Source organism: Streptomyces sp. NBC_00353 (assembly GCF_036108815.1).
GTDB lineage: Bacteria > Actinomycetota > Actinomycetes > Streptomycetales > Streptomycetaceae > Streptomyces.
On record NZ_CP107985.1, the window covers coordinates 902,151 to 925,149 of the forward strand.

A 22,999-nucleotide genomic window follows, 5' to 3' on the forward strand; every position below is an offset into this window, starting at 1 on the left:
GGGCCGCCAAGGCGACCGAGGTGCAAGTGTGAACATCGCTCAGCCGGCACAGAGCCACGTCACCGTGGCGGTCTGCACCGACCCGGCCGCCGCGCACGTGCCTCCAACCAGCGGGGACTGGCCGATTGGCGAGAGCACCCCGGCCCCAGGTGGCTGGCTCCGATCGCTGCTGGATTCCGAGGAGAGAAAGGTCGGTGCTGCTGCCGTTCACGGTTCGCCGCCACACCTCCGCCGGATCGGCGGCTCCCTATGAGTCGACGCTCTCCCGAGCAACTATGGCAGGTGACGGACCGTCACAGTGTGGTTCAGGCCACCTGCTCCCATGTCGCATATCGGGATCATTCCTCCCGGTCTTCATCGTCGGCCTCGTCCTCCCACTCGTCTTCCTCCACGTCCTCTCCTTCGTCCTCAGCATCGCCGTCTTCCGCGGTTTCGTAGTCGTCGTCATTCTCCGAGTCCTCGGCCTGTGCTGCTTCTTCCTCTTCCATGGCTTCTTCGTGTGACGTGACGACTTCACCGTCTCGGATCTCGCCGCGCCAGCCTTCCGGCTCCTCTTCGGTGAGACTGACGTACCGCTGGAAGTGCTTGAAGTCCAGCCGAACCCGGCGGCCCTGGGCCCGCCAAATATTTCCGGTCTTTTCGAAGAACCCGGAAGGGTAGTACTCCATGACCAGGACGATCCGCGTCAGCGTCGGCGCCAGTTCATGGAAACTTACGGCACCCTTGGTCGTCCCCTTGGCGCCTTCGGAGGTCCAGACGATCCGGTCGTCCGGAATCTGCTCCTGAACAGTCGCTTTGAAGCTGCGGGAAGAGGGGCCGACCTTGACCTTCCAGTCGCTGGCCATCTCGTCGCTCATCGAGACGCTGCGAACGCCCTTCGTAAAGCTGCTGAACTCGTCGTACTGGGTCCAGTAGTCGTAGGCCGTGCGAAGGGGCACGCCGACATCGAGGACCTCAATGATGTTCATGCTCTTGCTACTGCCGGACTTGCCCTTACCGCCGCCGAACGCCTCCTTGACCTTGCCCACGACGCTGTCCTTGAGGCCTTTGGCCTTCTCGGACAAGAACGCCTTCACGGGGGATTCGCCACCAAGGACGCGCGAGCCGATTTTGAGCAGTGACCCGCTGTCGGCGGCATCGGTGAGCTGCCCCGTGACGTCCGTGAGCTTGTCGCTGGCTTTCTCCGCGAGCCGTCCCACCTGTGCTTCAACGAAACCCGACAGCGCCTCACCCAGTCCGCCCGCCCCCGACCCCTGCGTCTCTCGCTCCTTCGTCTCCTTCCCAGCCATGGCGGGTTACCTCCGTCGATCGGCGCGCTTGGATGTCCTCTTCGCCGGCCGCCCTGAGGACGCCGCCCTCTTTGCGGGAGCCTGCTTCTTGGGGGCAGACTTCTTCGCTGGGGCTGCCTTCTTCGCGGCCGGCTTCGTCGCAGAGGACTTCCTCTTCCGGGATGGCTCCTTCGCCGCCGCCCCGGAAGAACTCCGGTCAGAGGGGGCCCTCTCGGGCCGAGCCGGCTTCCGGGAGCTTCTACGGCGCTGCGGGCGTTCGGGTTCAGGCTCCTCCTCTTCCTCCTCCGGTTCCTCCTCTTCCTCCTCCGGTTCCTCCTCTTCCTCCTCCGGTTCCTCCTCTTCCTCCTCCGGTTCCTCCTCTTCCTCCTCCGGTTCCTCCTCTTCCTCCTCCGGTTCGTACTCCTCCTCCGGCTCAGCTTCTTCCTTCTTGCCGAGGCTGGCCGTGCGGTCACGGAGCGTGTCCGAGAGCGTCCCCATTCCGCGAGTCGCAGCAGCTGTCACAGCCTTGCGGCCGGCCTCGAGGAACTCCCCCTTCAGCTGGTCCTGCAGTTCGGCCACCTGCGGGATCTCCCCCAGCCTGCGCATTCCCTCGGTAGCGAGCTGGCGCGGCTCAAGGCCGAACCGTTTGCCCGCCAAATAAGTCGCCACGCTCAGCGCGAGCTTGCCCTTCTTCGTGCGTCCCAGCACGTATCCGCCGACAAGGGCCGCGGCGAGAGTCACCTTGGTCTGATCGTCCATACGCACGTCACCTTCAAAGTTCCCGCGGGACCCGCCTGTGCCGCGCAAACTGCAGTTCTGTGGCTGTCAGTCGTCTCTGCCCTAACGGCGGCCACTGCCAATTTTGGGAGCGCAACGAAGGGGGAACCTAGTCCTGTCTCATTTCGGGCGGGGCCGGCCCTCTACAGCACCGCGAATCCGGCAACGTCGGCCGGTCGCCTCGGCACGAGAGCCATCACTCAATGCCGGTCCTGTACTCACAAGTCTCGCCCGTTTCGCGACAGTCGCATCTTGGAAAGCTTCGTTTCCTGCTGCGCGGGCGGGCCGCTGCGGCATCCGCGATTGCAGGTCACTGGCACCCGCGCCGACCACTGCAGCGGCCCCGGTGTGTGGCAGATACTTGATATGCCGTGACGCGGGCGCGGTCGTCGTGTCCTTCTACTGCGAGGTGGGTTCTGCCGCTATTCCAGCAGGTCCGTGAGAAGGGCCCGAGAGCCTGCCTGGCGCAGGAAGGTTGTGCAGGTGACGTCGTCTGCCGGGGTCGGTTCACAGCCCGCCTCCCCCGCCCCGGAGGTGGGGCTGGATGATGCCACCCTGGTGGTTCGCGCCCGTGACGGCGACATGCGCGCCTTCGAGGTGCTGGTGCGCCGTTATCAGGGGCCGATGTACCGCTTGGCACTGCATATGCTCGCCAGCCGTGGCGACGCCGAGGACGTGGTGCAAGAGGTGTTCCTGACCGCTTGGCGGCGGCTGGGGCAGTTGCGGGACGACGCAGCGTTCGTGGGCTGGCTCTACCGGACGACGAGCAACCGGTGCCTGAACATCATCCGGGCACGTAGACCCGTCGCGGAGGCTGACCTGGACAGTCGCGAAACTGCCGAGGCGGCTGGATCACCGGAGCGGGCGGCACAGGTGAGCGAGCAGCTGATCGCGCTCGCCGCCGCTTTGAAGCGGCTGACGCCCGAGCAGCGGGCATGCTGGCTGTTGCGGGAGGTTCACGGTCGCTCCTATGAGGAGATCGCTGGGGTTATGGGCACGACCCGTACGGCGGTGCGTGGACGCATAGCGCGCGCTCGAGTGCAGTTGGCGGAGGCGATGGCTCCATGGAAATGAGCGACACTCAGGGATATGTGCTGCCTTGCGGCCGCGATATGGAGGCGGTGTGGGAGCGGCTCGATCGGGCCGGCACCGGCCTGGGTGACACCCATGATCTCACCTGCGAGCACTGCACTGCGGCGCGGCAGAGTCTGGTGGTCCTGCAAGAGGTGACCGGCAAGCTCGCCTCGGAAGAGATCGGACCTCCGCTGGGCTTGACCGGACGGATCATGTCTGCGGTGCGCGCAGAGGTCCGCCGTCACCACATGCTCGCGCTGCCCGGCGCGGAGCCGGGCGGGGTGCAGATCAGCGAACAAGCGGTCGCTGCGGTGCTGCGATGCGCCGCCGATTCTGTCGACGGTGTGCGCGCACGGCGCTGCCGGATCTCCGTCACGGAGAGGGAGGGCGCGGTGGAGGTGGAGATGAGCCTCGCGGTGGCCTACCGCAGGTTTTCCGCCGACGCCGTCGACGAGGTGCGCGAGCGGGTCCGGGCAGCCGCTGCAGCACGGGTCGGGATAGCCCTGGTGCGTCTGGACCTGACCGTGGAAGACCTGTACGACGCATGAAACCCCGGGATCGGGCAGCAGACTGTTGAGAGAGGCTGAAGCACATGGACACGGTGTTCCCCATGGCAACGACCGTGCCGGACGACGAGGCACGGGCTCCCCGTGCCCAGTGGGTGATCACCGAGCCCGTGATCGCCGCAATTGCCGCCCGAGCCGCTGTCGGCGTCCCTGGTGTTGTGCGGCTCGAACCCGGCCTGACCGGGCTCGCTTCCCAGGTGGCGCGTTCGGTACGCCAGAAGATCAACGGCCTTGCCCCGGCCCCGACCGAGGGTGTGAGAATCACGGTCGACCACTCAGCCGTGCCATCGAGCCTGCGCGCGTCCATCGACATGGTCGCCTCCGGGTATGACCAGGCCGGGGCCGTGGGGCGGGCGGTTCAGCGCGAGGTCACGCGGGCCGTCGCCGATGCCACGGGTCTCGCTCCGCAGGCCGTCGTGGTGTCGATCATGGACATCGACTTGTATGGGACCGGTGCGTGGTGACTTCGAGATCAGAGCTGACACGCTCAATTCTGGCCGTCCTGGGCGGGATCCCCGGTCTGCGTCCGGCGACCCCCGCCACCACCTACGTCGGCTCACGCGTGCCGTGGAACCTCGACACCATGGCCGTCGGCATCGACGACGAACTGATCGAGATCCGCGTCGTCGCCCTTGCCCTCCCCCTTCCTCCGATCCTGCGCGAGGCAGAGGCCGCCCTGCACGCAGCGCTGCAGGAGACCCGGTGGAAGGACGCTCGGCTGCGCCTTGTCGTCACCGACATCGATGCCGCCGCGCTCACCCTTCTCGATCACGCGAGTGACGCGGGTGCCTGAAAGGCCATGACGTTCTCCCCTGGCACGGGTCGTTCAGGTGTGACGAGCGCGAAGCCGCCCCGTCCAGAGCCAGGAAACCGAGGAGAGCACCATGACGAACCCGGCCACCACCAATACTGCCGTGCCCTCCACTTTTGCCGCAGGCGACGCGGACAAGAGTGCCACCAGTGCACCTTCACCTGCGCAAGCTTCCGGGCAGGGTTCCACCACCATCGCCGATGTCGTCGTCCAAAAGATCGCCGGTCTCGCTGCCCGCGAGGTGCCCGGCGTATATGAGCTGGGTGGCGGAGCGGCACGGGCGTTCGGCGCAGTCAAGGGCCGTATCCCCGGAGCCTCCGCCAGCGCCGGACAGGGCGTCTCCGTCGAGGTCGGTCAGAAGCAGGCGGCCGTGGACCTGCAGATCCTGGTCGAGTACGGAGTGTCGATACCCGAGTTGGCCAAGGACGTCCGCAACAACGTCATCGACTCCGTCGAGCAGATGACCGGCCTGGAAGTCGTCGAAGTCAACATTAATGTCAATGACGTGCACATCGCCGCTGACGACAGTGACGGCGACGACCAGGACACCGGCGACCGCGTCCAGTAGCCGCTGCCAGGCCCCCGGCACCGCGCACGCCGTACGTCACCACAGTGAGCACGGGGCCTTACCACAGGCTCCATGCAGTACAACGGCCCATCTGTGCGTACTCGCACACCCCGACTCAATGCCGCATGGCCACCGTCAGGGCAACGTACGGCACCAAGGAGAATTGACATGACGTCCACTCAGATGGGCCTCCTGACAGGGCTCGTCCTCGGCGTCACCGCCGCGTTCGGCGGTTTCGAAGCCTTCCTCATCGTCCTCGTTCTCGGGACGGTTGGGCTGCTGGTAGGGCGATACCTCGATGGCAAGCTCGACCTCGCCCAACTCACCGGCCGTGACAGGGACGACTTCCATGGACACCGCGATCACCACGTCAGCTGAAGGAGAGTCCGGCGCGGCGCAGCGAGGCAGCACAACGATCTCCGACCGCGCTGTGGAACGTATCGCCGCCCGGGTGTTGACCGAAGTCGAGAACATCGGCGGAACGCCCGGCCGGGTGCTCGGCATCGAAGTCCCAGGGGAACACGCCGAAGACTCCGCCCGGGTTGCCGCGAAGGTCAGTGGCGACTCAGTTGCGGCGCTCGATGTTCGCCTGTCCGTCGCCTATCCAAAATCCGTCGCTCACACCACCGAAGACGCCCGCGCACGCTTGGTGCGCCGCGTTGCGGACCTCACCGGTCTGACCGTCACCCGTGTCGACATCACCGTCACTGCACTACACGCTCCCGACTCACCGACCAGGAGAGTCCGATGAAATGCCGGCCCCGCCGCACCATCCCGGCCACTCTCACCGCGCTGGTCCTGCTCGCAGCCTGCGTGCTCATCGCCATCGTCGCCATTCAGCTGATCATCGGTCAGAGCCCGCTCATCAACTACCGCTCCGTCACTGACACCCTGCACAGCACGCACTGGAGCGACGCCACCACCCTCATCGCCGCCGCAACATTCGCCCTGCTCGGGCTACTCCTGCTGCTCGCGGCACTCCTGCCGGGGAAACCGACCGTTCTGCCGCTGGCCGGTGACATGGACTCCGGCATCACCAGGCGTAGCCTGCGCCACGCTCTGCAGAACGCAGCCGCGAATGTCGACGGGGTCAGCAGAGCGAAGCTGAAACTGGGCCGCCGCACGATCGTCGCCCGCATCCGCACCCACCGGACCAACACCGCGGGGCTCACCGATGCCGTGCGCGCCGCCCTGGATCAGCGCCTGGACCAGGTCACCCCGCTCACTCGTCCGGCCATGAAGATCCGGCTCCGTGCCACCAGGAACACATCATGACCAGCCTCAACCGCCCAGTCCGCCTCAACCGCACCCTCCTCGCCGTCATCGGCGTCCTCCTGCTCGCCTCAAGTTCCTTCGCCCTGGCGGCTCACTTCGGCCAACTCACCTTCCTGGATTCGGACGCCACACTCACTCCCGCCACCGCCGAGCCGCCCACCTGGGCACTCTGGATTGCTGCCGCCACCGCCATCGTTCTGGGGCTGCTCGTCCTCCGCTGGATCGTCGCCCAACTCACGCGGCGCCCCAAAACCCACACCTGGCACCTCGAGCAGCACCCCGAGCGCGGCAGCACCGAACTGGCTGCGAACACTGCCACCGCCCCCTTCCTCAGTGAAGTCACCACCTACCCCGGCGTCCGCCACGCCCGCGCCACGCTCGCCGGAACCCGCCAAAATCCCACCCTCGCAATGGTGATCAGCACCGAGCAGGGCGGTGATCTCACCACTATCAACCGTCACCTCACCACCCACGGGCTGCCCCGGCTCCGTCAGGCGCTCGACCTCGACACCCTCCCCTTCACCGTCGAGTATCGCTTCACCACCCACGCCGGCACCCGCGCACACTAGACGTTGTGAGCGTAGATGCCTGCAGGGCTACCCGTGAGCAGCAGGGGAATGAAGGGGAAGTCGCTCAGCCCAGGCAGGATGAAAGCGCAGATAGTCCGCGGTGCGGCGCGGAACCACTGTGTAGGTGGGAGGGGGTTGCGTCCTGCAGCCCATGTTGCGATGTACGCGAGTTTTCGTCGTCATCCTCGGGTGCGCCGTACGCACTCCGTAACGGTGGCGCGGAGGCTACCGGTCCGCCGCATCAGATCTCTCTGGACACACGCCCCGTTTCCCGCAGTCATCAAAGAGTCCAGCGCGTCCTCGGCCGCCTTCAGGTCGCCGCTCTCCTCCAGGGCCCCGCGCACATGCGCCAGTAGTGCACGAGCCACGGTTTCGGCGGGTTCGGGATGCATGGTGAGAGGGTGGAGCAGCCGGTCATCCAGCCCGGAACGGCTTGCTCGCCAGGCAGCCATGCGCAGGAGAGTTGTCTGGAATCGGGCGGGTGGCTTATCGGCCCGCCATTCACGCGCCGCTGTCTCGACCAGACCACGAATCAGCGTGGCCAGCAGCACCGTGACTACCGGATCGAGGCACACGTCCGCAACTCTGACTTCGATGGTGGGGTAGCGGTGGGAGAGGCGCGCATCAAAGTAGATCATTCCCTTGTCGCGCAGCACTTCGGTGTCGAGCAGCGCCTGTATCTGCTCGTGATAGCGCTCCGCAGAGCCGAATACATCTGCCGGGCCTGCTGACGGCCAGCGGCCCCAGACCCTGCTCCGATAGCTGTTGTAGCCGCTGTCCTGGCCCTGCCAGAAGGGCGAGTTCCCACTCAGGGCCAACAGCACCGACAACCAGGGCCGCACGCGATCCAGCACGGCGACGCCCTCCTCGTCCGACTCCACCGACACGTGGACATGGCATCCGCATGTCAGCTGTTCCTGCGCGGTCACTCCGAAATGCTGCTCCAGCCAGTGATACCGCTCACCGGTTCCGATCGTCGGGCTGACAGGGAGCGGGGACGTGGCCAGCGCAACCACGGCGGCCCCCGCCTTGTCCGCGTGACCGGCGGCCTCCACCCGTCGGCGGATTATCTCTTCCGCCGACTCGTCCATGTCGGTTTGAGGCGGCCGGGTGGCAAATTCGAGTTGCTGGCGGTGCAGCTCGGACTCGAAGGCACATTCTCCTTCGGCATGTCGGTCCGCCATGGCCAGAACCGCTGTCGACAGTGCCTGCGGTTCATCGCTCTCCGCGTCGACCAGGAGAAGTTCCTCCTCAACACCCACGCTCCGCACAGCCGTGCCCTCTCTCCTCGGCTGACTGACCGATCCCTCCACAGAGCTCGTCGTCGCGCTCGCTCAACTCGTGGCTCGCCACAGGATCTGCCTGTCGTCGAGCCTCCGCATGCGGCTCGTCGAGCCTTCGACCGTCGGAAGACGGATCTGTGGCGCCCCGGCCCGTGCGTCGCCGGTGGCTGGTGTCGCACCAGGGATAGATGTGGCTGCGGCGACATGTACAGATGGCGACGGTGAAGCGGTCCGAGGCCACGGTGGTGCCATCGGTACCGGTCACCTCCACCGGCCCTTCCACCAGCCAGGGCCCGTTGTCGTTCAGGGTGATACGTCGCCTGGATTCAGGGGCGTTCGGCACGGATGACCACCAGTTCCTCACATGAATCGTCGGCCCTCATCAGTTGCCGTTCCTGGAGCCAGCTCTGCCTGGACAGGAGAACGGGCCCGAGCGGGACGCGCGCGCGTGCGCTGACTGTCGCTTTGAGGCCGCCGCGGGACAGTCGGCGCAGAGTGGCAGCGGGATCGCACAACCCGGAGTGCACCATCAGGAGCACGCCTGCGGTGCGCAGCGCGGCAGGGGCGCCGTCGCAGACACGGTCCACGACCGCCCGGCCGTCGAACCCCGCGTCCCAGGCTTGCGACGAACCATGGGTAGGCACCCGGGCGTGCGGAGCCGGGACGTACGGCGGGTTGCAGAGAATGAGGTCGTAGCGGCGGTCCTGCATGGCAGAGGCCAGATCGCTGTGGCGAACAGTGATGCGCTGGCGGTGCAACAACGCGTTGAGCCGCGTGGTCGCCACGGCACAGCGCGCGATGTCCACGGCCGTCACCCGTCCACCGAGCTGAGCGGCGCGCACGGCCAAAGCGCCGCTCCCCGTTCCGAGATCCAGCACATGCGCACCCGCTGCAATGTGTTCCCGGTCCAGGGCGGCCATCAGCAGCCGCGTGTCGTGCTGCGGCGCGTAGACGCCGGGCAGCGTGATCACAAAAGGGTAGGGGAATTCTGCTGTTTCTGCAGACTCGGAAGCCATGAAGGAATCTCCCTGTGAGACTTTCACGCGCCATGGCCCGGTGGTCGAGATGGCAGTGCGGCACCTCTGACCGACCGGAGATGTGCTGCGCGTTGGTCGCCGGTTGCCTTCAGCCTTCCTTCCCGGCTCCCTGTGCCCGGGACGGGTTCGTACGCAGCGCCTCATGCATCGATTCGGCGTTGCCTATGCACCTTCGAACCCCGGGCTCATCCTCTTCATGTTCCGCTCTTCGCCTTCGGCCTGAGAAGGTGTCGTCTCGCTCATGGGCGTCCCCCTCGGCGTTGGCTCGTAGTCCGGGTAGGAACACCCATCACTGCCTGGTTACACCGTCCTGACGGACCACTCCAGTCATCTCAGGATGCCTGTGATTGCGCCTGACGGCAGGTTCACGGGGCCGGCCGCCAGCACGGAGTCATCCTGAGGACGGGCCCCCGGCAACTGATAACGGGCGGCCACCAGCGCACTGTCGATGTCCCCCGTGCCCGTGGCCACACACAGCGTGTATGCCACATCGCCTATCCGCTGCCGGGCGTCACGGGCGCCGCTCTCGGCCTCCAGCACCATCAGAGTCTCGTACTGCTCGATCAAGCTCCGCAGTACGGCCGGGTGAGCCATCAACATGGACGATCCTTCCGCTCGACAACTCTGGACGGGCCGTTGGCCTGACCGGCCGACTACCCCGAGCTGCGGCGGCCACACTTCCGACAGCGCGACCGCGGCGCCGGTGCGGAGTGGGAGCGGGGCCCTTTCGTACCGCGAAGTGACGACGGCTCACATGCGTCACCCGTGCTTACGGGGCGTGCCCTTCACCTCTTGCCTCTCGTTGCATTCGCCGCGCGGGCGATGGCGCCGCTCCTCCAGGTGCTGCCTGCTCCGCAGTGGTGGGACGGGCGAAGTGATTGCCCGCAGATACATACGGCCGATCCGGCGGATCTCCTCGAGCGCGTACGGGGTCTCCCTGCTCTCGCGCTGGAGCTTGCGAAATAAGTCCGCCATCACTGCGGTGAGCGGCGCATGGCGGGCGAGGATTGCCGCGGCTGCCGCCTCCGGGATTCCCCTGGGTCTCTCGCCCTGGGCGTACGCGCGCACTTGCTCCTCGCGGTCGTCCCTTCCCGTACCCGTACAGGGCATTGCCAGACCGTAGTCCGCAAAGAAAAGGCGCTGGCCGTCGGTCAGGATGCCCTCTCCACCATGGCGCAGGCCCGGTCGGCGGCTTCGCCGCCGGCGTCCATCTGCTCGCCCAGCCACTGGTGCAGGTTCTGTGGGATGTACTCCAGGAACAGCGCGACGCTCGCCGAGGACTGCTGGAGAGCCTCGATCCGGCGTCGTGCATGCGATCCGCCGCCCCAGTAGGCGACGGCCCGTTTGGAAGGCAACGCGCCGGAGCCGTCGGTACACGCGGCGTGGCCGTGGCGGTTGTCGTCGAAGGTGCCCATCCACTGGCGCTCCTGCCTCAGCAGGTCGAGGTCCACGTCGGCCACCGCGTACTGGTCGTCGAGCGGGAGCCGGTCGGTCTCGGCCGGACGGACCCCGTTCTCGTAGATCACGGTCTGGCCCTCCCAGGAGAGGTGAGCGGTCGACTCCCCCAGCCCGCAAGCCGCGTCTCCGGCCTGTGCATGCGAGGCGTCGACTTCGCGCTCCCCCAAGGGCCTGGTTCGAGTGACCATCGATCAGTCAACCCTCGCCGGTCCCGACGGCCGTCATCTCCCCCTCGCCGCGCGCCTCGGCCGCCAGACCCCAGCGTTACGAGGGCCGGGAGGCGCTCCGCCGAGCGGGCGCACTTCCGATGAAAGACGTAGGAAGGGACATCCTCCTCGCACGGTCGTTCGAATATTGGAGGCGACTCCCGTGCGCACACTCGGTGCTATGCGGCATAGACCCGGTATGCCCACCTTCGTAATGAATGGCAGAATTTTTGCAAGGGAGCTGCGAAGAGTTTTCGCGTTCGCAGACCGGACCCCACCCCCCATAGGCAGGCAGGCCTACTCATGCCCAAACATCCAAAGCCATCCCAGCCACCGCACGGCGAAGGTCCGAGCCGGCACAAAGGAACCCAGCAGCACGGCTGGGCGTCGGACGTGGACGAGACTCGCCAACAGGACAATCCAAGCGCGCATCGCTCCTTCCACCCCGAGGAGCACGCACCCGGCCCGGGACGCGGCAGGAAGATCTCCAAAGAGGAAAACAAGGACGTCCCCGGCGACACCGCGAAAAGCACCGGTCGCAGAGGCGAAGAGCGCGCCAAGGGTTCCGAGGAAGGCATGCACGACACGGGCCGTAGAGGCCGTTCACAGCGCCCCAGCGGCACCAAGGACGCCTCGGCAACCACGGGGGTGGACCCTCAAGATCCTCCCGACAAGAAATCCAGGCAGGGGTAGGCCCACTCCATCGGATCATGCCGGGCTCGCGGCAGGGCTGATCCGATAGACAGGCCTCCAGCCACCTGAGGAGATGCGGCGGCAGAACGCACCAGCTCCGTTCCCTCAGAGTTCTGCGTTCGTCCTGGGCCCGCCGGCAGTCGGCGCAGTGCGCTGGCTGCCGGCGGCCGAGCAATCGAACGACCTCGACAGCGGAGCCGAATGCGTAGGAGGCGATCATGGCCGTACGACACCAGCTCATCCTCCGTAAGCCAGGTGTGGTGTGGTCCCTCCTCGAGGACGAAACGCGCTACGGCGACTGGGTCGTCGGCACGCACGAAACCGGCCCGGGGGAAGGCCGATGGCCCGAGGTCGGATCTACGATCGACTACACGGTGCGTCTGGGCCCCAAGGAGTTCCAGGGCCACACCACCGTCCGTCGCATCGATCGGCCCGGTGCACTCGAACTCGAGGCCGACAACGGTCCGCTCGGCACAGCACGAATCTCCTTCGACATCCGGCCCTGGGGCGACAACACCCTCGTGATTGTCGACGAACACCCTTTGCGTGGGCCGGGAGGGCAGTTCCACAACGCCGCCCTCGACGCCCTCCTGCAGATCCGGCACCGCACCATGCTCGGGCGACTGGCCAAGGTCGTCGAGGACATGCCGCCCGACGCCGACCGCCCGTGACGCACTGGCGACTAACCGCAATAGCGGTACGGAACAGCCGTCCGTCAGCGACGGCTCCGAACCGGTCGAAGTGCCCGCGTGTCGTTCGTTCCCGGGCCGTCGGGCGGGGCCTCGGCCGGCTCTCTCGGCGGATGCCCGGCGATCCGCCTCCGGAGGGCTCAGTCCCCGAGCCGGGGCGAGGTGACGGTGAACAGTCCACCCTCCGGGTCACGCAGCGTGATCCAGCGATCGGTCTCGGATTGCTCCACGGGAGAGACGCTGCTGCCTCCGAGGCCAGTGGCCGTGTGAACGGCAGCCTCGATGTCAGGCACCCGGAAATGGACGTGCCAGCGCGGTCGGACCTGCGGGTCGGGAGCAGCCTCCACGGCTCCGCCGCTGAGCCGCGCCACCGTGTCTTCGCCGTGACGGAGCACGACGTGATCGTTTTCGTAGGCGACTTGGCAGCTGCCCGGTCGCTCGCCGCCCCAGTCGAGGACCTCGCCATAGAAGATGGCGGCATCGAAGGCATCTCTGGTACGCAGTTCGAGCCAAGCGGGGGCCCCTTTGCGACCCACCCCCCAGTCCGGGATGACCTCTCCCTCCCAGATCCCGAAGACTGCGCCGTCACGGTCCGCGGCCAGTGCCGCCCGGCCGGTGCCGAAGGAGAGGGGGCCGACGGCCAGCGTGGCGCAGCGCTCGCGGATCCGTGCTGTGGTCACATCGGCGTCGTCAACGGCGAAGTACGGCGTCCACACCACGGCCACAGCGAGATCCCGTGCGAGCGCGCCGATACCGGCGACCGGAATCCCCTCGTGAAGACCGACGGAGCAGGCGTCCCCGACCCGAGCTCGGCGGAACGTCCAGTCCAGGACAGAACCGTAGAACTGCTGCGCCGCTTCGAGATCATGGGTCATGAGGCTGACCCAACACGGAGCGCCGAACATCGCGTGGCTTGAGGTTGACATGCCTGCCATCTCCTCCACCGTCACGTACTACCGGCACGTCCCACAGTAGCGCCGGGCAGGTCGAGCCACTGGGGCTCAGCGCCCTACCGGCCGCGACACGACAGGTGTCGCGGCCGCCCATAGGCTGTTTTGTGCCGAGGGCCGGTTTGCAAGAGACCTCGCCCGGCCAGGTACCACCTGATTCGGAGCCGCCACATGGACCGAACTCAGGTGGATTTCCTTCTGGAGGTTTCTGTCATGTCCGATTGGCGATCGCGTGCGGCCCGAGCGGGTAAGTGGCCGCTGAGCCCGGGCGGACACGGGCCGGACCCGGCCCCCGAGCATTCGATGGATCCACGGGCGGAACAGGAGGAGCCCCCCGCGTCGCTGGCCCGCAGTGTGGTGGACGCGGCGATCTACCGTGCCGGACGGCGGATCGCGACGCCCTCGACGCTGGAGGAGATCTACGAGCGGCTTCCGGGGGAACCTGGCACCATGGCGTGGATCGGGCTGTACCGCCCTTCCCCCGCGCAGCTGTGGGAGGCGGCGGAGCAGTTCGGGCTGCACGAGCTGGCCGTCGAGGACGCCATCGTGGCCCACCAGCGGCCGAAACTGGAGCGCTACGGGGACACGCTTTTCGTCGTGCTGCGCTCGGCCCGGTACATGGACGAGGCCGAGGAGGTGGACTTCGGGGAACTCCATCTGTTCGTCGGCCCCGGATTCGTGCTGACCGTACGGCACAGCCAGGCACCCGACCTGGCCATCGTCCGCAAGCGACTGGAGGGCGACCCCGAGCTGCTGGCGCTGGGCCCCGAGGCGGTGCTGTACGCGATCCTTGACGCGGTGGTCGACGGTTACGCGCCCGTGGTGGCCGGCCTCCAGCACGACATCGACGAGATCGAGACCGAGGTGTTCGGCGGCGACCCGAAGGTCTCCCGCCGCATCTACGAACTCTCCCGCGAAGTCGTCGAGTTCCAGCGCGCCACCCGGCCGCTCCTGACCATCATGCGCGGGCTCGAGGCCGGTTTCGAGAAGTACGGCACGGACGAGGAACTTCAGCGTTACCTGCGAGACGTCGCCGACCACGACACCACCGTGGTCGAGCGCGTGGACAGCTTCCGCGAGATGCTCGGCGACATCCTCACCGTCAACGCCACTCTGGTCAATCAGGCCCAGAACGAGGAAATGAAGCAGCTGGCCGAGGCCGGCCACGCACAGAACGACGAGATCAAGAAGGTCTCCGCCTGGGCGGCCATCCTCTTCGCGCCCACCCTCATCGGCACCGTCTACGGCATGAACTTCGACCACATGCCCGAGCTGCACTGGGTCCTCGGTTACCCCTTCGCCCTCGCCCTGATGGCCGTGGTCTGCGTCGGCCTATACGTAGTTTTCAAACACCGCGACTGGCTCTAGCAACCCCGTGGCCATCGCGCCGGATCAGCACGAGGTCGACGCCGTGGGCACGCAGCGTGCCAACCGCGACGACACCCGGCTGCTGCCTGGTAAGCCGACCGGCCGACGCCAGGACGCAGACCGTCGGCAGACAGCGTCCTGCCGGCGTCCCCACCACCGTCAGCAGGTTGTGAACGTCGGAAAGGCATCAAGGTGCTGCGACCTCGACACGTCAATAGGACGCGAAATATTTCTTCCGGAACGCCCAGGTCGCCGCCCGGGCATCGAACATCGGCTCTCATGGGAGTTGATGTTCTGGTATTTCGCGGACGGTACCCCACCCCCTGAGCGCATCGTCACTGCAGAGGACACCATCAGCGTCGCTGCGGCGCACCAGCTGATCGGCGAGGGCACCGCCGTGCTTTTGGCGCGGCGATTACCCGTCCGCGCGCAGGCTCCTTGCCGCCCTGAACCATCGCGCCGAGCGCAGGCACTCGGCCTTGGTCCAAACCGTTCCTGGGCAGTGAGCAGGAGTGAGTCCTGGATCACTGGCGCGCCCCGAACGGTGTTGGGCGCGCTGGTCCTCCGCTTTCGCGTCCCGGTCGGCGACGCATATCCCGTATGCGGTCCGTCCCGGGCGGGCGGGATCCCTACGACCTGGCCATATGGGTGTGGCCAGAGGCGACGGGGAGGCCCCGCACCATCTCGCTGGTGACACGGGGGCCCCGACCGCTGACGCCACACCCGGCGTCCCAGATCGCACCGAGAACATTACGCACACCCCGCCAGACATACCGACAGACCGTCACACCGTTCACCCAATCGTGGCCAACTGCGCCAAAGCAGCTCGCGTGCGCAGCAGTTGTGAACCCCTGCCGAGGCTTTTCGGCTGCACCGCCGGGAACATGCGCGCCGGGCGCGGCTGCTCGGCATGCTGCTCATTCCCTATGAGGGCGACTGGACGATCTCGCTGTGCCGCGGCCCCCGGGCGCAGGATGCCTGCGCCCACGCGCACGGCCTGTGCGCAGGGCCCGGAGTCGGCTCACTGCGTGAATTGCTCGGCGTGATCGGCGCGTACGAATGGCGCAGGAAAGGCGTGGAGATGCCGGCGCTCGGCGGCAACCGCATCCACCCGCACTACGGGGTCTTCTCCCCGGTCCACAGCGAGTACGTCGACCTGGTGGCCGAGACCAAACTGCCCGCGGGGGACACGGCCTTCGACATCGGCAAGGGAACGGGAGTGCTGTCCGCCGTCCTCGCCCGTCGTGGAGTGCGCCGCATCGTCGCCACCGACCAGGAGGTGCGCGCCGTGGATTGCGCCCGTGACAACGCCGCCCGCCTCGGCCTGGCCGACGGGATCGACGTTCGACATGCCCTAGGAACGGTTGCCTGAGCCTCAGCTACCTCGGCTCCAGCGCCTGTGGGCAGACCAGGGCTGTCGTGGGCGGGAGCTTCCGAGAGCGACAATTGTGGGTGGGTGCGGTGCTGGTCGGTTCACGGAGTCAGGTCGCGAGATCCTGCCCGATGGACCGGGTTCCGGGCCGACAGGAGACGACGATGAACGGATCGGTCCGTGTCGGACAAGTTGTCGGGGTACCACTGCGGATGCACTGGAGCATGCCGCTGCTGGTGATCCTGTTCGCGTACGGTCTTGGCCGCCAGACCCTCCCGGCATGGACTCCAGGGCGTTCGGATGCGGTGTACACGTTCGCCAGTGCCGTGGGGGCCGTCCTGCTCATGGGCAGCCTCCTGCTCCACGAGACGGCGCACGCTGCGACTGCCCGCAGGAAGAAGATCGCGGTACAGGATGTGACGCTGTGGGCCCTGGGTGGGATGACCCGGATGGGGCGACCGCAGACAGCGGCGGTGGCTTTCGCGGTGGCGGTCAGCGGGCCACTCACCAGCCTGGCCATCGGGGGCGTCGCGCTCGGAGCGGGAATCGGACTGCATTCGATGTCCGGCTGGGCGGTGCCCGCCGCCGTGCTGGTGTGGCTCGGCTGGGCGAACCTGTTCCTGGGGGCATTCAACCTACTGCCCGCTGCGCCGCTCGACGGCGGAAGGGCGGTGCAGGCGCTGTTGTGGTGGCGCACCGGAGACCGGGACCGTGCGGATCGGGCTGCCTCCCGAAGCGGTCAGGTCATGGGCGGGCTACTGATGGCCTTCGGCTGGATCTCCCTCCTCCGCGGGGTGCCGGGCGGGCTGTGGCTCGTCCTCGTCGGTCTCTTCATCACGGTCGTCGCCGGCGCCGAACGGCAGCGCGCCGTGATCCACACAGCGCTGCGGGGCGTCAAGGTCGCCGATGCCATGTCCAGCCCGGTGACCACCGGCGCCGACTGGCTGACCATCCGGCAGTTCATCGACGACGTGGCAGTGAACTCCCGCCATTCCTCCGTGCCGCTGCTCGATTTCGAGGGCCGTCCCAGTGGGATCGTTGAAGTACGCAGGCTTGCCCGGATACCGGGAGCGCGCCGGGAGGCCGTGCGCGTGCGCGAGGTGGCGATGCCGCTCTCACAGTGCGCGGTTGCCGCCCCGACTGATCTTCTGAGTGAGACTCTCGAGAAGCTCCGCCCGGGTGGTGGCATGCGCATTCTCGTCGTGGACGGGGGCCATCTGGTGGGGATCGTCACCGCGAAGGACATTTCACGGATGATCCAGCGGCACGGGTTGGGGGGCCAGGGGCCCGACTGAGTTGGGGGCCCGCAGCGTCGTCGGCGATGGTTGGCAGGGGCTGGCCCTGGTGTTGCGCCGCGAGGGCACGCTCGGGCGTGCGGCAGCTCACCTGCTCGCGGACCCGGCCCTGACGCCAGTCCCCCAGCGTGCTGCGCTGCTGTGCATGTTGAGGAGGCAGGCGCCCCAGGGGCGGGGCATGAGAAGGTGCGGTTCGACCCGGCATTGGGGGAAGAATGGGACTGACCTACGGCTACGACATCTACCTGCGTCCCCAAAACGTCGCCAAGGCGCTGGCCAATCTGGCCGAACTGGCGCCACCGGCCTCTCACGTGCCGCCGCTCGATGTCATCCTGCCCGGCGGTGACCGGCTCGTCCTCCCGTTCACGTCCCACTTCAAGAGCGAGCCGGTTGTCTGCTCCACAAGCAGCACGCTCGAGCTCGACACGTCCCTCATGTTCGACGTCGATGACGCACTGCGCGAGTACGCGGAGACGGGCGGCCCTGAACCCGAGGCGGACGGGCGCATCCAGATCGGGTACGTCTACGCGACGATCCGGTTCGAGTCCTTCCTGCACCCTGGTTACGCGTCGGTGGAGTGCTGGGCAGCGACGTCGGGGATGAGCCGCTTGTTCGCGCGGTCGACCAACATCAGGAAGGTGTTCACCGACCTCACCGCCGCCAGCGGCGGAGTGTGCTGCCTGTTCGACACCGGCGACGGCGGCCCCGAGCAAGTGTGCTGGCTCAACGGTGAGACGACCCAGGAGATGGTCTCCGGTCCCCGCTTCCCAGATCGGCGAGCACTTGTGGCGACTTGGCCCGCCCCCGAGAAGTGAGCGCCGGTGCCCTTTGACCAGGCACAACCCCGGACGGACCATCCGGGTCCCGTCTTCAGGAGGAGCCCATGCATGACTTGGCCGCCGTCAATGGCGGGTCTTCGGGAGAGGAATGCGGACCGAAAAGTTCCGCCCGTGCCTACACCATCAGGTGACAGTCACATCACTCAAAGCCTCACCCGCCGGAAGACGTCCTGCCCTGAGCAATCAGGCTTGCACAAATGCCGTCCTCTGCCGGCTTCGCACCACGGTCGCGCTTGCCGTCGCTCACCACGGTTGTCTGCCTCAGGTGGTACGACGTGGTACGCGCTCCGGAGCTGAACTTGTCCTACCTTCCAAGGCGTGGGTCCGAGGCGGTCATTCGTACGATCGTCGGCCCCAGGGGTTCCGGGTATGGCCGTATGGCTATGAGCTTGTCGCCGTCTGATGGCTCAAATGACTTGGTCGCCCGGAGCCCCGCGACGACTCGACCGCTACTTGGGATATGCGACTCGATCGCTGCGTGGGACAACGTCGGCGAGGTCGTCTGCGGGACTGCAGTTGGACGACGATCTGGCGGAGGTGACCGTGCCCCAGATCTGGCCGGCGTGGACATCGGCAAGGAACACCACCACTGCGTGGTGATCGACGCGCGAGGCGAACGCCTACTGTCGCGGCGAGTCCTGCCTCTGGCACCCGCGACCTACGAGGGGTGGCTTCGCCGCTGGGGCTGCAACATCCGGGGGTGTTGCAGCTGTCTGTAACCGGACACCCCGGACAGCTCCCCACAGCCACCACGACCACACGGTGGCTGTCACCGAGCTCGCCAACCGCACCGGGGCGCAGGTCCACGAGTCGTCGTCGACGCCGAACATCGGCCGCTCCGCAGGTCCGACTCGGAGAGGGCTGCACCGGTGCGCAGCCCTCTCATGAAACGCTTCCCTGCCTGGCTCACTCGTCGGCCTCTGGGCCGTACTCCGGGAGCGTCCGGTCGATGACGGCGGCGATGCACTCGAAGTCCCGGTCACGTGGGGAAGGTTCAGTCCGGCCGAGTGCATCGAGTCGCGGAATTCCAGTCCTCAATTGTCACTTGCATGCCATACGCTGCCTCTTCGGCGGCGTCCACGCACCCGCGTCGGTGCGAGGGGGGACGCGCGGCCTGTTCATTTCCGCCCGGTGAGCACCGGGCTTCTTCTGTGGGGGGCATCACTGTGCGCAGGCGCAGCATCTCGACCGCGACGGCACTCGCGGTCGTCCTCAGTTCCGCGTCTCTGGTAACGGGCGTGGCGAGTCCGGCGGCGGCCGACTCCGCGAAAACCCTGCCGGTGAAATCGGTCGGCGACATCGTCGTGGACGGCACCCACCAGCGGGTCTACATCTCCGATCCGACCGGCGGCAAGATCGTCGTCACCGACTACACGGGCACCGTGAAGGCGACGCTGACCGGGCTCTCCGGCGTGACCGGCCTCGCGCTGTCCGCCGACTCCGGGCAGGTGTACGCGGCCGTGAAGAACGGCAACCGGATCGTCTCGGTGGAGACAGGGACGTACACCCAGACCGCGAGTTACCCGGTCGGCGCGGCTCCCGGCGACCTCGAGGTGGTGGACGGCCGGGTCTGGTTCACCTACGACACCAACCTCGGCTCGCTCGACGTCTCCGGCGCCGAGCCCGTCGTCCACCTCGCCCAGCGCGGCGACGTCGACTTCTACGGCGCCTTCGGGATGTTCCTGGCTTCCGATCCGGCCGTCCCGGGCGTGCTGGCGGCGGGTAACGGCGGCAAGCTCGCCGTGTACGACGTCTCGGCCGACGGAGCCACGCTGCGGGTCAAGGGCGATATGGACACCGCGGTGAGGCAGCTGGACCTGACGCCCGACGGCAGCCAGGTCCTCACATCATGGGGCGACCCGGACTACGGCTACGGCCTCGGCGCCTACTCGGCCACCGACCTCACCGAGCAGGCCGGTTACCCCATCGACGCCTACCCGAACGCCGTGCGGGTCGCGCCCGACGGCAGCGTCGCGGGCGGCAGCTCCTCCTGGTACGAACCCGACGTCCACATCCACCGGACCGGTGACCCCACGCCGACGCGGGAGTACGACTTCCCCAACACCGGCAACAGCAGCGGCGCCGACACCCTCGTGGACGGAGCACTCGCCTGGGCTCCTGACACAAGCCGGGTCTTCGCCGTCTCCGTGAACACCTACGGCACGTACACCCTGCGCGCCCTGACCGACCCCACCAAGGAGCTGCCCACCCTCAAGGTGTCGGCCCCCACCAAGTGGGAACGAGCCAAGAAGCTCGCCGTCACCGGCAAGCTGACCTCGAAGACGTCCCTCGCCGCGGGCACCAGCCTGAAGGTGACCCGCACGGACATCGAGTCGTCGAACGGCAAGGCACTGGCCGCCGTCAAGACGAAGGCAGACGGCAGCTTCTCCTTCACGGACACCCCCTCCGTCGGCGGCAAGGTCACCTACAAGGTCTCCTACGCGGGCGACGCCACGCACGCGCCCGCCTCCGGCTCCGACGCGGTGGAGGTCTCGCGCAAGGCCACCTCGCTGAGCCTGAACAACAACGGCAAGCTGTACTCGTACGGCAAGGACGTCACTTTCACCGCGCACCTCGGTGCGACGTACAAGAGCCGCACCGTCGCGATCTACGCGGACCCGTTCGGCACCGACAAGCCGAAGAAGCTACTGAAGACGGCCAAGGTCAATTCCAAGGGCAACGTGTCGGCGATCGTCGACATGACCCGTGACACCACCGTCACCGCGGTCTTCGCCGGCGACGCCCGCTCCGCCTCAAAAACCGTGAAGTCAACGGCGTACGCCCACGCGAAGATCTCCACCACCGTCTCCAAGCACTACAAGACGGGCAAGATCGGCTCCACGACGTACTACTACTTCCACAAAAACACTGACCCGGTGTTCACCACAACGATGAACTACTACGCCGGCCGCAAGCAGCGCTTCCAGCTCCAGGTGTACTACCAGGGCTCCTGGTACGACTCAGGCTCCCAGTACTTTGCCCTGGCCACGAACGGCAAGTCGGCCGTGCGCCTGGAGGCAGCGGGCGAGTCCGGTATCCGCGCCCGAATGCGCTCGTCGTACATCAACAGCTCCTCCGGCGACACCGTCAACTCCACCACGCACGGCGCTTGGAAGTACTTCACCTTCACCAACTGAGCCCATCCCGAAGCGGAACCGGTACGGCCCCCGACTCCACCGGGCCGTACCGGCGGCGGCGCAGAGGCGGCCGTGTGCGTCGCAGGGAAGTCGCGCTGCCCGCCCTCGGCCCCGGACAACGCACCCACAGATGCGCGACGTCCTCCACGCCGCCGTGTTCCGCGACCCGGTGACGCCTTCGACACCCACGGGACGAACGCAGGCACGTCCTATCGTGCGGGGGGCGACTGATCTCGGCAATACCCGACCAGGAGTCCGTCCCGACGAACAGCCCAGACCTCGAACAGGGCCTGGGCATTGACCTTCGTGAAGATCCGCCCGAACAGGGCCCGGTCCGCCGCCTCGGAAGCAGGGCCGTCATCCATCCACTGCGACACCCTGGTGTCCTGGAACAGAGCGACGAAGGCCTCTTCATCCTCGGACGTACGACTCCAGGAGCAGCCGCTCGGTGCGCAGAGTCGGGGTCCCAGACGTCGACGCCACCCACGCGGTATCAAGGGCGGGAAACCACTTCACCTGCACCGATATCGCCCTCCCCGTCGCCATGCTGCCCATCCCCGGAGCCGCAGACCGAGCCTCGTACGCAGCCAACGGTGCGAGACGAGCCACTGGTCGCCGACCGCCCAGGGAAAGGCCAGTTCTGGTGGGAGTTGCGGCGCCTCAGGGATTTCCCGCAACTGATCTTGGAATGAAGGTTGGTTGTCAGGACTGGATCCTGGGGACCACTGGGGCGCTCCCTCGCCACGGTCGCGTCGTTCTCGCGGACTGTCCGGTTTGGTCACTTGGTGTCCAAGGTGCCCAGGGCGCGACGGGTGGCGGGCGGATCTGTCTGGGGAAATGAGCGGCAGAGTCCGCCTGCTATGGTGCGCCGATGTCAGCGATCAAGAGGTTCCAAGTCACCTTTGACTGCGCAGAACCGGAGCGCCTCGCTCGTTTCTGGTGCGAGGTGTTGGGGTATGTCATACCGCCGCCGCCGGAGGGGTTCGCCACCTGGGACGATTTCAACCGCACCCTGCCTCCTGTGGAGCAGGGTTCATGGTTCGCCTGCAGTGATCCCTCAGGCGTGGGCCCGCGCCTGTACTTCCAGCGCGTCCCCGAAGGCAAGATCGTCAAGAATCGGGTGCATCTCGACGTCCGGGTCGGCACCGGGCTCGTGGGGGACGAGCGCCTCGCCACGCTCGAAGCTGAGTGCGCACGACTGGTCGCGCTCGGCGCCACCCACGTGCAAACGCTGTATGCCGATGAGGAAAACGAGTCGTGCATCCCAATGCTGGACATTGAGGGCAACGAATTCTGTATCGACTGAGCATTCTCCGAGCCGGGGAGGCGGGGAGCCGCCTCTCCTGGGCCTCTCTGGTCTCGTACGGGGCGGGAGTTACCCCGTGAGGGCGAGGTTGTGCAGCCGGGCGCTGCCGAGCATGGCGGTGTGAACGCCGTCGCCTTTCAGACGGCAGTCATGAAGGATCTTCCACGCCTTCATCCGCGCGAAGGCGTGCTCGACGCGGGCCCGGACCTTGCGGTGGGAGGTGTTGTGCTCCTCTTTCCAAGCTGGCAGTTCGGTCTGGCCGCGTTCACGTCGGTGCGGGATGAGCAGGCCGGCCGCCGTCCGCGATGACCGTGACCCGGCCGACGGCAGCCTTCGCACCAGAAAGTTCCCACGCCTTGCAATCGTTGCGGTTACCCGTGACCGGTCGGCCGACGGTGACGACGAGTCGGGTATCGGCGTCGATGACGACCTGGTGGTTGGTCGAGTACCGGAGACGT

General features: G+C 67.0%; 23 protein-coding genes and 5 pseudogenes. 17 read left to right on the plus strand and 11 right to left on the minus strand.

The window, feature by feature from the left end; all coding sequences use genetic code 11:
* Positions 1–338: 338 nt before the first annotated feature.
* Both OHA88_RS04330 and OHA88_RS04335 read right to left on the minus strand, forming a co-directional pair.
* Positions 339–1,289 carry an SRPBCC family protein gene (locus tag OHA88_RS04330; RefSeq protein ID WP_328624289.1) on the minus strand — a complete coding sequence of 317 codons (951 nt, stop codon included), beginning with the start codon at positions 1,287–1,289 and terminating at the stop codon, positions 339–341.
* Between the two features lie 6 nt (positions 1,290–1,295).
* Positions 1,296–2,027, minus strand: coding sequence for a histone protein (locus OHA88_RS04335; RefSeq protein ID WP_328624290.1), 732 nt, complete (start codon positions 2,025–2,027; stop codon positions 1,296–1,298).
* A gap of 501 nt (positions 2,028–2,528) precedes the next feature.
* On the opposite strand from OHA88_RS04335, the gene OHA88_RS04340 reads away from it, so the two are divergent.
* The 9 genes from OHA88_RS04340 (at position 2,529) to OHA88_RS04380 (ending at position 6,908) form a co-directional block, all read left to right on the plus strand.
* Positions 2,529–3,119, plus strand: coding sequence for an RNA polymerase sigma factor (locus OHA88_RS04340; protein WP_328624291.1), 591 nt, complete (start codon positions 2,529–2,531; stop codon positions 3,117–3,119).
* On the plus strand, positions 3,116–3,667 hold the full coding sequence (locus tag OHA88_RS04345; protein WP_328624292.1) for an Asp23/Gls24 family envelope stress response protein: 552 nt from the start codon (positions 3,116–3,118) through the stop codon (positions 3,665–3,667). Before OHA88_RS04340 ends, OHA88_RS04345 begins: the two co-directional genes overlap by 4 nt.
* 62 nt (positions 3,668–3,729) lie before the next feature.
* Complete coding sequence (locus tag OHA88_RS04350) at positions 3,730–4,149, plus strand: Asp23/Gls24 family envelope stress response protein (RefSeq protein ID WP_326608035.1); 420 nt, start codon at positions 3,730–3,732, stop codon at positions 4,147–4,149.
* Positions 4,146–4,478, plus strand: coding sequence for a hypothetical protein (locus OHA88_RS04355; protein WP_328624293.1), 333 nt, complete (start codon positions 4,146–4,148; stop codon positions 4,476–4,478). The genes OHA88_RS04350 and OHA88_RS04355 overlap by 4 nt, the downstream gene beginning before the upstream one ends.
* A gap of 91 nt (positions 4,479–4,569) precedes the next feature.
* A complete protein-coding gene (locus OHA88_RS04360; RefSeq protein WP_328624294.1) occupies positions 4,570–5,064 on the plus strand; it encodes an Asp23/Gls24 family envelope stress response protein in 495 nt (164 codons plus the stop codon).
* Positions 5,065–5,232: 168 nt separating this feature from the next.
* Positions 5,233–5,442, plus strand: coding sequence for a hypothetical protein (locus OHA88_RS04365; protein WP_326624355.1), 210 nt, complete (start codon positions 5,233–5,235; stop codon positions 5,440–5,442).
* Positions 5,414–5,815, plus strand: a complete 402-nt coding sequence (locus tag OHA88_RS04370) for an Asp23/Gls24 family envelope stress response protein (RefSeq protein ID WP_328624295.1) — start codon at positions 5,414–5,416, stop codon at positions 5,813–5,815. Before OHA88_RS04365 ends, OHA88_RS04370 begins: the two co-directional genes overlap by 29 nt.
* Positions 5,812–6,339 (plus strand): DUF6286 domain-containing protein, encoded by a 528-nt coding sequence (locus OHA88_RS04375; RefSeq protein WP_328624296.1) that lies wholly within the window; start codon positions 5,812–5,814, stop codon positions 6,337–6,339. The genes OHA88_RS04370 and OHA88_RS04375 overlap by 4 nt, the downstream gene beginning before the upstream one ends.
* Positions 6,336–6,908: a hypothetical protein gene (locus tag OHA88_RS04380; RefSeq protein ID WP_328624297.1), complete on the plus strand. Its 573-nt coding sequence runs from the start codon at positions 6,336–6,338 to the stop codon at positions 6,906–6,908. Before OHA88_RS04375 ends, OHA88_RS04380 begins: the two co-directional genes overlap by 4 nt.
* 179 nt (positions 6,909–7,087) lie before the next feature.
* Here OHA88_RS04380 and OHA88_RS04385 read toward each other — a convergent pair whose 3' ends face one another.
* From OHA88_RS04385 to nadE, 6 genes and pseudogenes are all read right to left on the minus strand, one after another.
* Entirely contained in the window at positions 7,088–8,179 is a 1,092-nt protein-coding gene (locus OHA88_RS04385) for a glutamate--cysteine ligase (protein WP_328624298.1), read from the minus strand.
* Positions 8,160–8,555 (minus strand): CDGSH iron-sulfur domain-containing protein, encoded by a 396-nt coding sequence (locus tag OHA88_RS44505; RefSeq protein ID WP_443044172.1) that lies wholly within the window; start codon positions 8,553–8,555, stop codon positions 8,160–8,162. The genes OHA88_RS04385 and OHA88_RS44505 overlap by 20 nt, the downstream gene beginning before the upstream one ends.
* On the minus strand, positions 8,518–9,207 hold the full coding sequence (locus tag OHA88_RS04395) for a HemK2/MTQ2 family protein methyltransferase (protein ID WP_328624299.1): 690 nt from the start codon (positions 9,205–9,207) through the stop codon (positions 8,518–8,520). The genes OHA88_RS44505 and OHA88_RS04395 overlap by 38 nt, the downstream gene beginning before the upstream one ends.
* 348 nt (positions 9,208–9,555) lie before the next feature.
* Positions 9,556–9,828, minus strand: a complete 273-nt coding sequence (locus tag OHA88_RS04400; RefSeq protein ID WP_328624300.1) for a DUF5133 domain-containing protein — start codon at positions 9,826–9,828, stop codon at positions 9,556–9,558.
* Between the two features lie 159 nt (positions 9,829–9,987).
* Positions 9,988–10,574, minus strand: a pseudogene (locus OHA88_RS04405) (hypothetical protein); the annotation flags it as partial.
* Between the two features lie 24 nt (positions 10,575–10,598).
* Positions 10,599–10,808 (minus strand): annotated as a pseudogene (gene nadE, locus OHA88_RS04410) (NAD(+) synthase); the annotation flags it as partial.
* Positions 10,809–11,803: 995 nt separating this feature from the next.
* Between nadE and OHA88_RS04420 the strand changes: the two are divergent.
* Entirely contained in the window at positions 11,804–12,256 is a 453-nt protein-coding gene (locus OHA88_RS04420) for an SRPBCC family protein (RefSeq protein ID WP_326624364.1), read from the plus strand.
* Positions 12,257–12,414: 158 nt separating this feature from the next.
* Here OHA88_RS04420 and OHA88_RS04425 read toward each other — a convergent pair whose 3' ends face one another.
* Positions 12,415–13,149, minus strand: coding sequence for a VOC family protein (locus OHA88_RS04425; RefSeq protein ID WP_267009686.1), 735 nt, complete (start codon positions 13,147–13,149; stop codon positions 12,415–12,417).
* A gap of 288 nt (positions 13,150–13,437) precedes the next feature.
* Here OHA88_RS04425 and OHA88_RS04430 point away from each other — a divergent pair, with 288 nt between their 5' ends.
* From OHA88_RS04430 to OHA88_RS04450, 6 genes and pseudogenes are all read left to right on the plus strand, one after another.
* Complete coding sequence (locus OHA88_RS04430; protein ID WP_328624302.1) at positions 13,438–14,592, plus strand: magnesium and cobalt transport protein CorA; 1,155 nt, start codon at positions 13,438–13,440, stop codon at positions 14,590–14,592.
* 910 nt (positions 14,593–15,502) lie between these two features.
* Complete coding sequence (locus OHA88_RS04435) at positions 15,503–15,964, plus strand: methyltransferase (protein WP_328624303.1); 462 nt, start codon at positions 15,503–15,505, stop codon at positions 15,962–15,964.
* Between the two features lie 164 nt (positions 15,965–16,128).
* Positions 16,129–17,259 (plus strand): site-2 protease family protein, encoded by a 1,131-nt coding sequence (locus OHA88_RS04440; RefSeq protein WP_328624304.1) that lies wholly within the window; start codon positions 16,129–16,131, stop codon positions 17,257–17,259.
* A gap of 215 nt (positions 17,260–17,474) precedes the next feature.
* Positions 17,475–18,074: a hypothetical protein gene (locus OHA88_RS04445; protein ID WP_328624305.1), complete on the plus strand. Its 600-nt coding sequence runs from the start codon at positions 17,475–17,477 to the stop codon at positions 18,072–18,074.
* 567 nt (positions 18,075–18,641) lie between these two features.
* Positions 18,642–18,739, plus strand: a pseudogene (locus OHA88_RS44510) (IS110 family transposase); the annotation flags it as partial.
* 525 nt (positions 18,740–19,264) lie between these two features.
* The gene (locus OHA88_RS04450; RefSeq protein ID WP_328624306.1) at positions 19,265–21,235 is read left to right on the plus strand and encodes an Ig-like domain repeat protein; all 1,971 of its coding nucleotides are present in this window, start codon (positions 19,265–19,267) and stop codon (positions 21,233–21,235) included.
* Positions 21,236–21,474: 239 nt separating this feature from the next.
* On the opposite strand, the pseudogene OHA88_RS04455 reads toward OHA88_RS04450, so the two are convergent.
* Positions 21,475–21,781 (minus strand): annotated as a pseudogene (locus OHA88_RS04455) (GNAT family N-acetyltransferase); the annotation flags it as partial.
* Positions 21,782–22,106: 325 nt separating this feature from the next.
* On the opposite strand from OHA88_RS04455, the gene OHA88_RS04460 reads away from it, so the two are divergent.
* Positions 22,107–22,541, plus strand: a complete 435-nt coding sequence (locus OHA88_RS04460; RefSeq protein ID WP_328624307.1) for a VOC family protein — start codon at positions 22,107–22,109, stop codon at positions 22,539–22,541.
* A 69-nt stretch (positions 22,542–22,610) separates the two neighbouring features.
* Here the strand turns inward: OHA88_RS04460 and OHA88_RS04465 are convergent.
* Positions 22,611–22,992 (minus strand): annotated as a pseudogene (locus tag OHA88_RS04465) (transposase); the annotation flags it as partial.
* Between the last annotated feature and the right edge of the window lie 7 nt (positions 22,993–22,999).

Excerpts from the sequence above, each read along its gene's own strand:
- OHA88_RS04370 (WP_328624295.1), top strand. The coding sequence starts at position 5,414 with ATGGACACCGCGATCACCACGTCAGCTGAAGGAGAGTCCGGCGCGGCG.
- OHA88_RS04420 (WP_326624364.1), top strand. The coding sequence starts at position 11,804 with ATGGCCGTACGACACCAGCTCATCCTCCGTAAGCCAGGTGTGGTGTGG.
- OHA88_RS04345 (WP_328624292.1), top strand. The coding sequence starts at position 3,116 with ATGAGCGACACTCAGGGATATGTGCTGCCTTGCGGCCGCGATATGGAG.
- OHA88_RS04330 (WP_328624289.1), bottom strand. The coding sequence starts at position 1,289 with ATGGCTGGGAAGGAGACGAAGGAGCGAGAGACGCAGGGGTCGGGGGCG.
- OHA88_RS04365 (WP_326624355.1), top strand. The coding sequence starts at position 5,233 with ATGACGTCCACTCAGATGGGCCTCCTGACAGGGCTCGTCCTCGGCGTC.
- OHA88_RS04400 (WP_328624300.1), bottom strand. The coding sequence starts at position 9,828 with ATGTTGATGGCTCACCCGGCCGTACTGCGGAGCTTGATCGAGCAGTAC.
- OHA88_RS04380 (WP_328624297.1), top strand. The coding sequence starts at position 6,336 with ATGACCAGCCTCAACCGCCCAGTCCGCCTCAACCGCACCCTCCTCGCC.
- OHA88_RS04375 (WP_328624296.1), top strand. The coding sequence starts at position 5,812 with ATGAAATGCCGGCCCCGCCGCACCATCCCGGCCACTCTCACCGCGCTG.
- OHA88_RS04360 (WP_328624294.1), top strand. The coding sequence starts at position 4,570 with ATGACGAACCCGGCCACCACCAATACTGCCGTGCCCTCCACTTTTGCC.
- OHA88_RS04350 (WP_326608035.1), top strand. The coding sequence starts at position 3,730 with ATGGCAACGACCGTGCCGGACGACGAGGCACGGGCTCCCCGTGCCCAG.
- OHA88_RS04395 (WP_328624299.1), bottom strand. The coding sequence starts at position 9,207 with ATGGCTTCCGAGTCTGCAGAAACAGCAGAATTCCCCTACCCTTTTGTG.
- OHA88_RS04445 (WP_328624305.1), top strand. The coding sequence starts at position 17,475 with ATGGGACTGACCTACGGCTACGACATCTACCTGCGTCCCCAAAACGTC.
- OHA88_RS04435 (WP_328624303.1), top strand. The coding sequence starts at position 15,503 with ATGCTGCTCATTCCCTATGAGGGCGACTGGACGATCTCGCTGTGCCGC.
- OHA88_RS04440 (WP_328624304.1), top strand. The coding sequence starts at position 16,129 with ATGAACGGATCGGTCCGTGTCGGACAAGTTGTCGGGGTACCACTGCGG.
- OHA88_RS04460 (WP_328624307.1), top strand. The coding sequence starts at position 22,107 with ATGTCAGCGATCAAGAGGTTCCAAGTCACCTTTGACTGCGCAGAACCG.
- OHA88_RS04335 (WP_328624290.1), bottom strand. The coding sequence starts at position 2,027 with ATGGACGATCAGACCAAGGTGACTCTCGCCGCGGCCCTTGTCGGCGGA.
- OHA88_RS04425 (WP_267009686.1), bottom strand. The coding sequence starts at position 13,149 with ATGACCCATGATCTCGAAGCGGCGCAGCAGTTCTACGGTTCTGTCCTG.
- OHA88_RS04430 (WP_328624302.1), top strand. The coding sequence starts at position 13,438 with ATGTCCGATTGGCGATCGCGTGCGGCCCGAGCGGGTAAGTGGCCGCTG.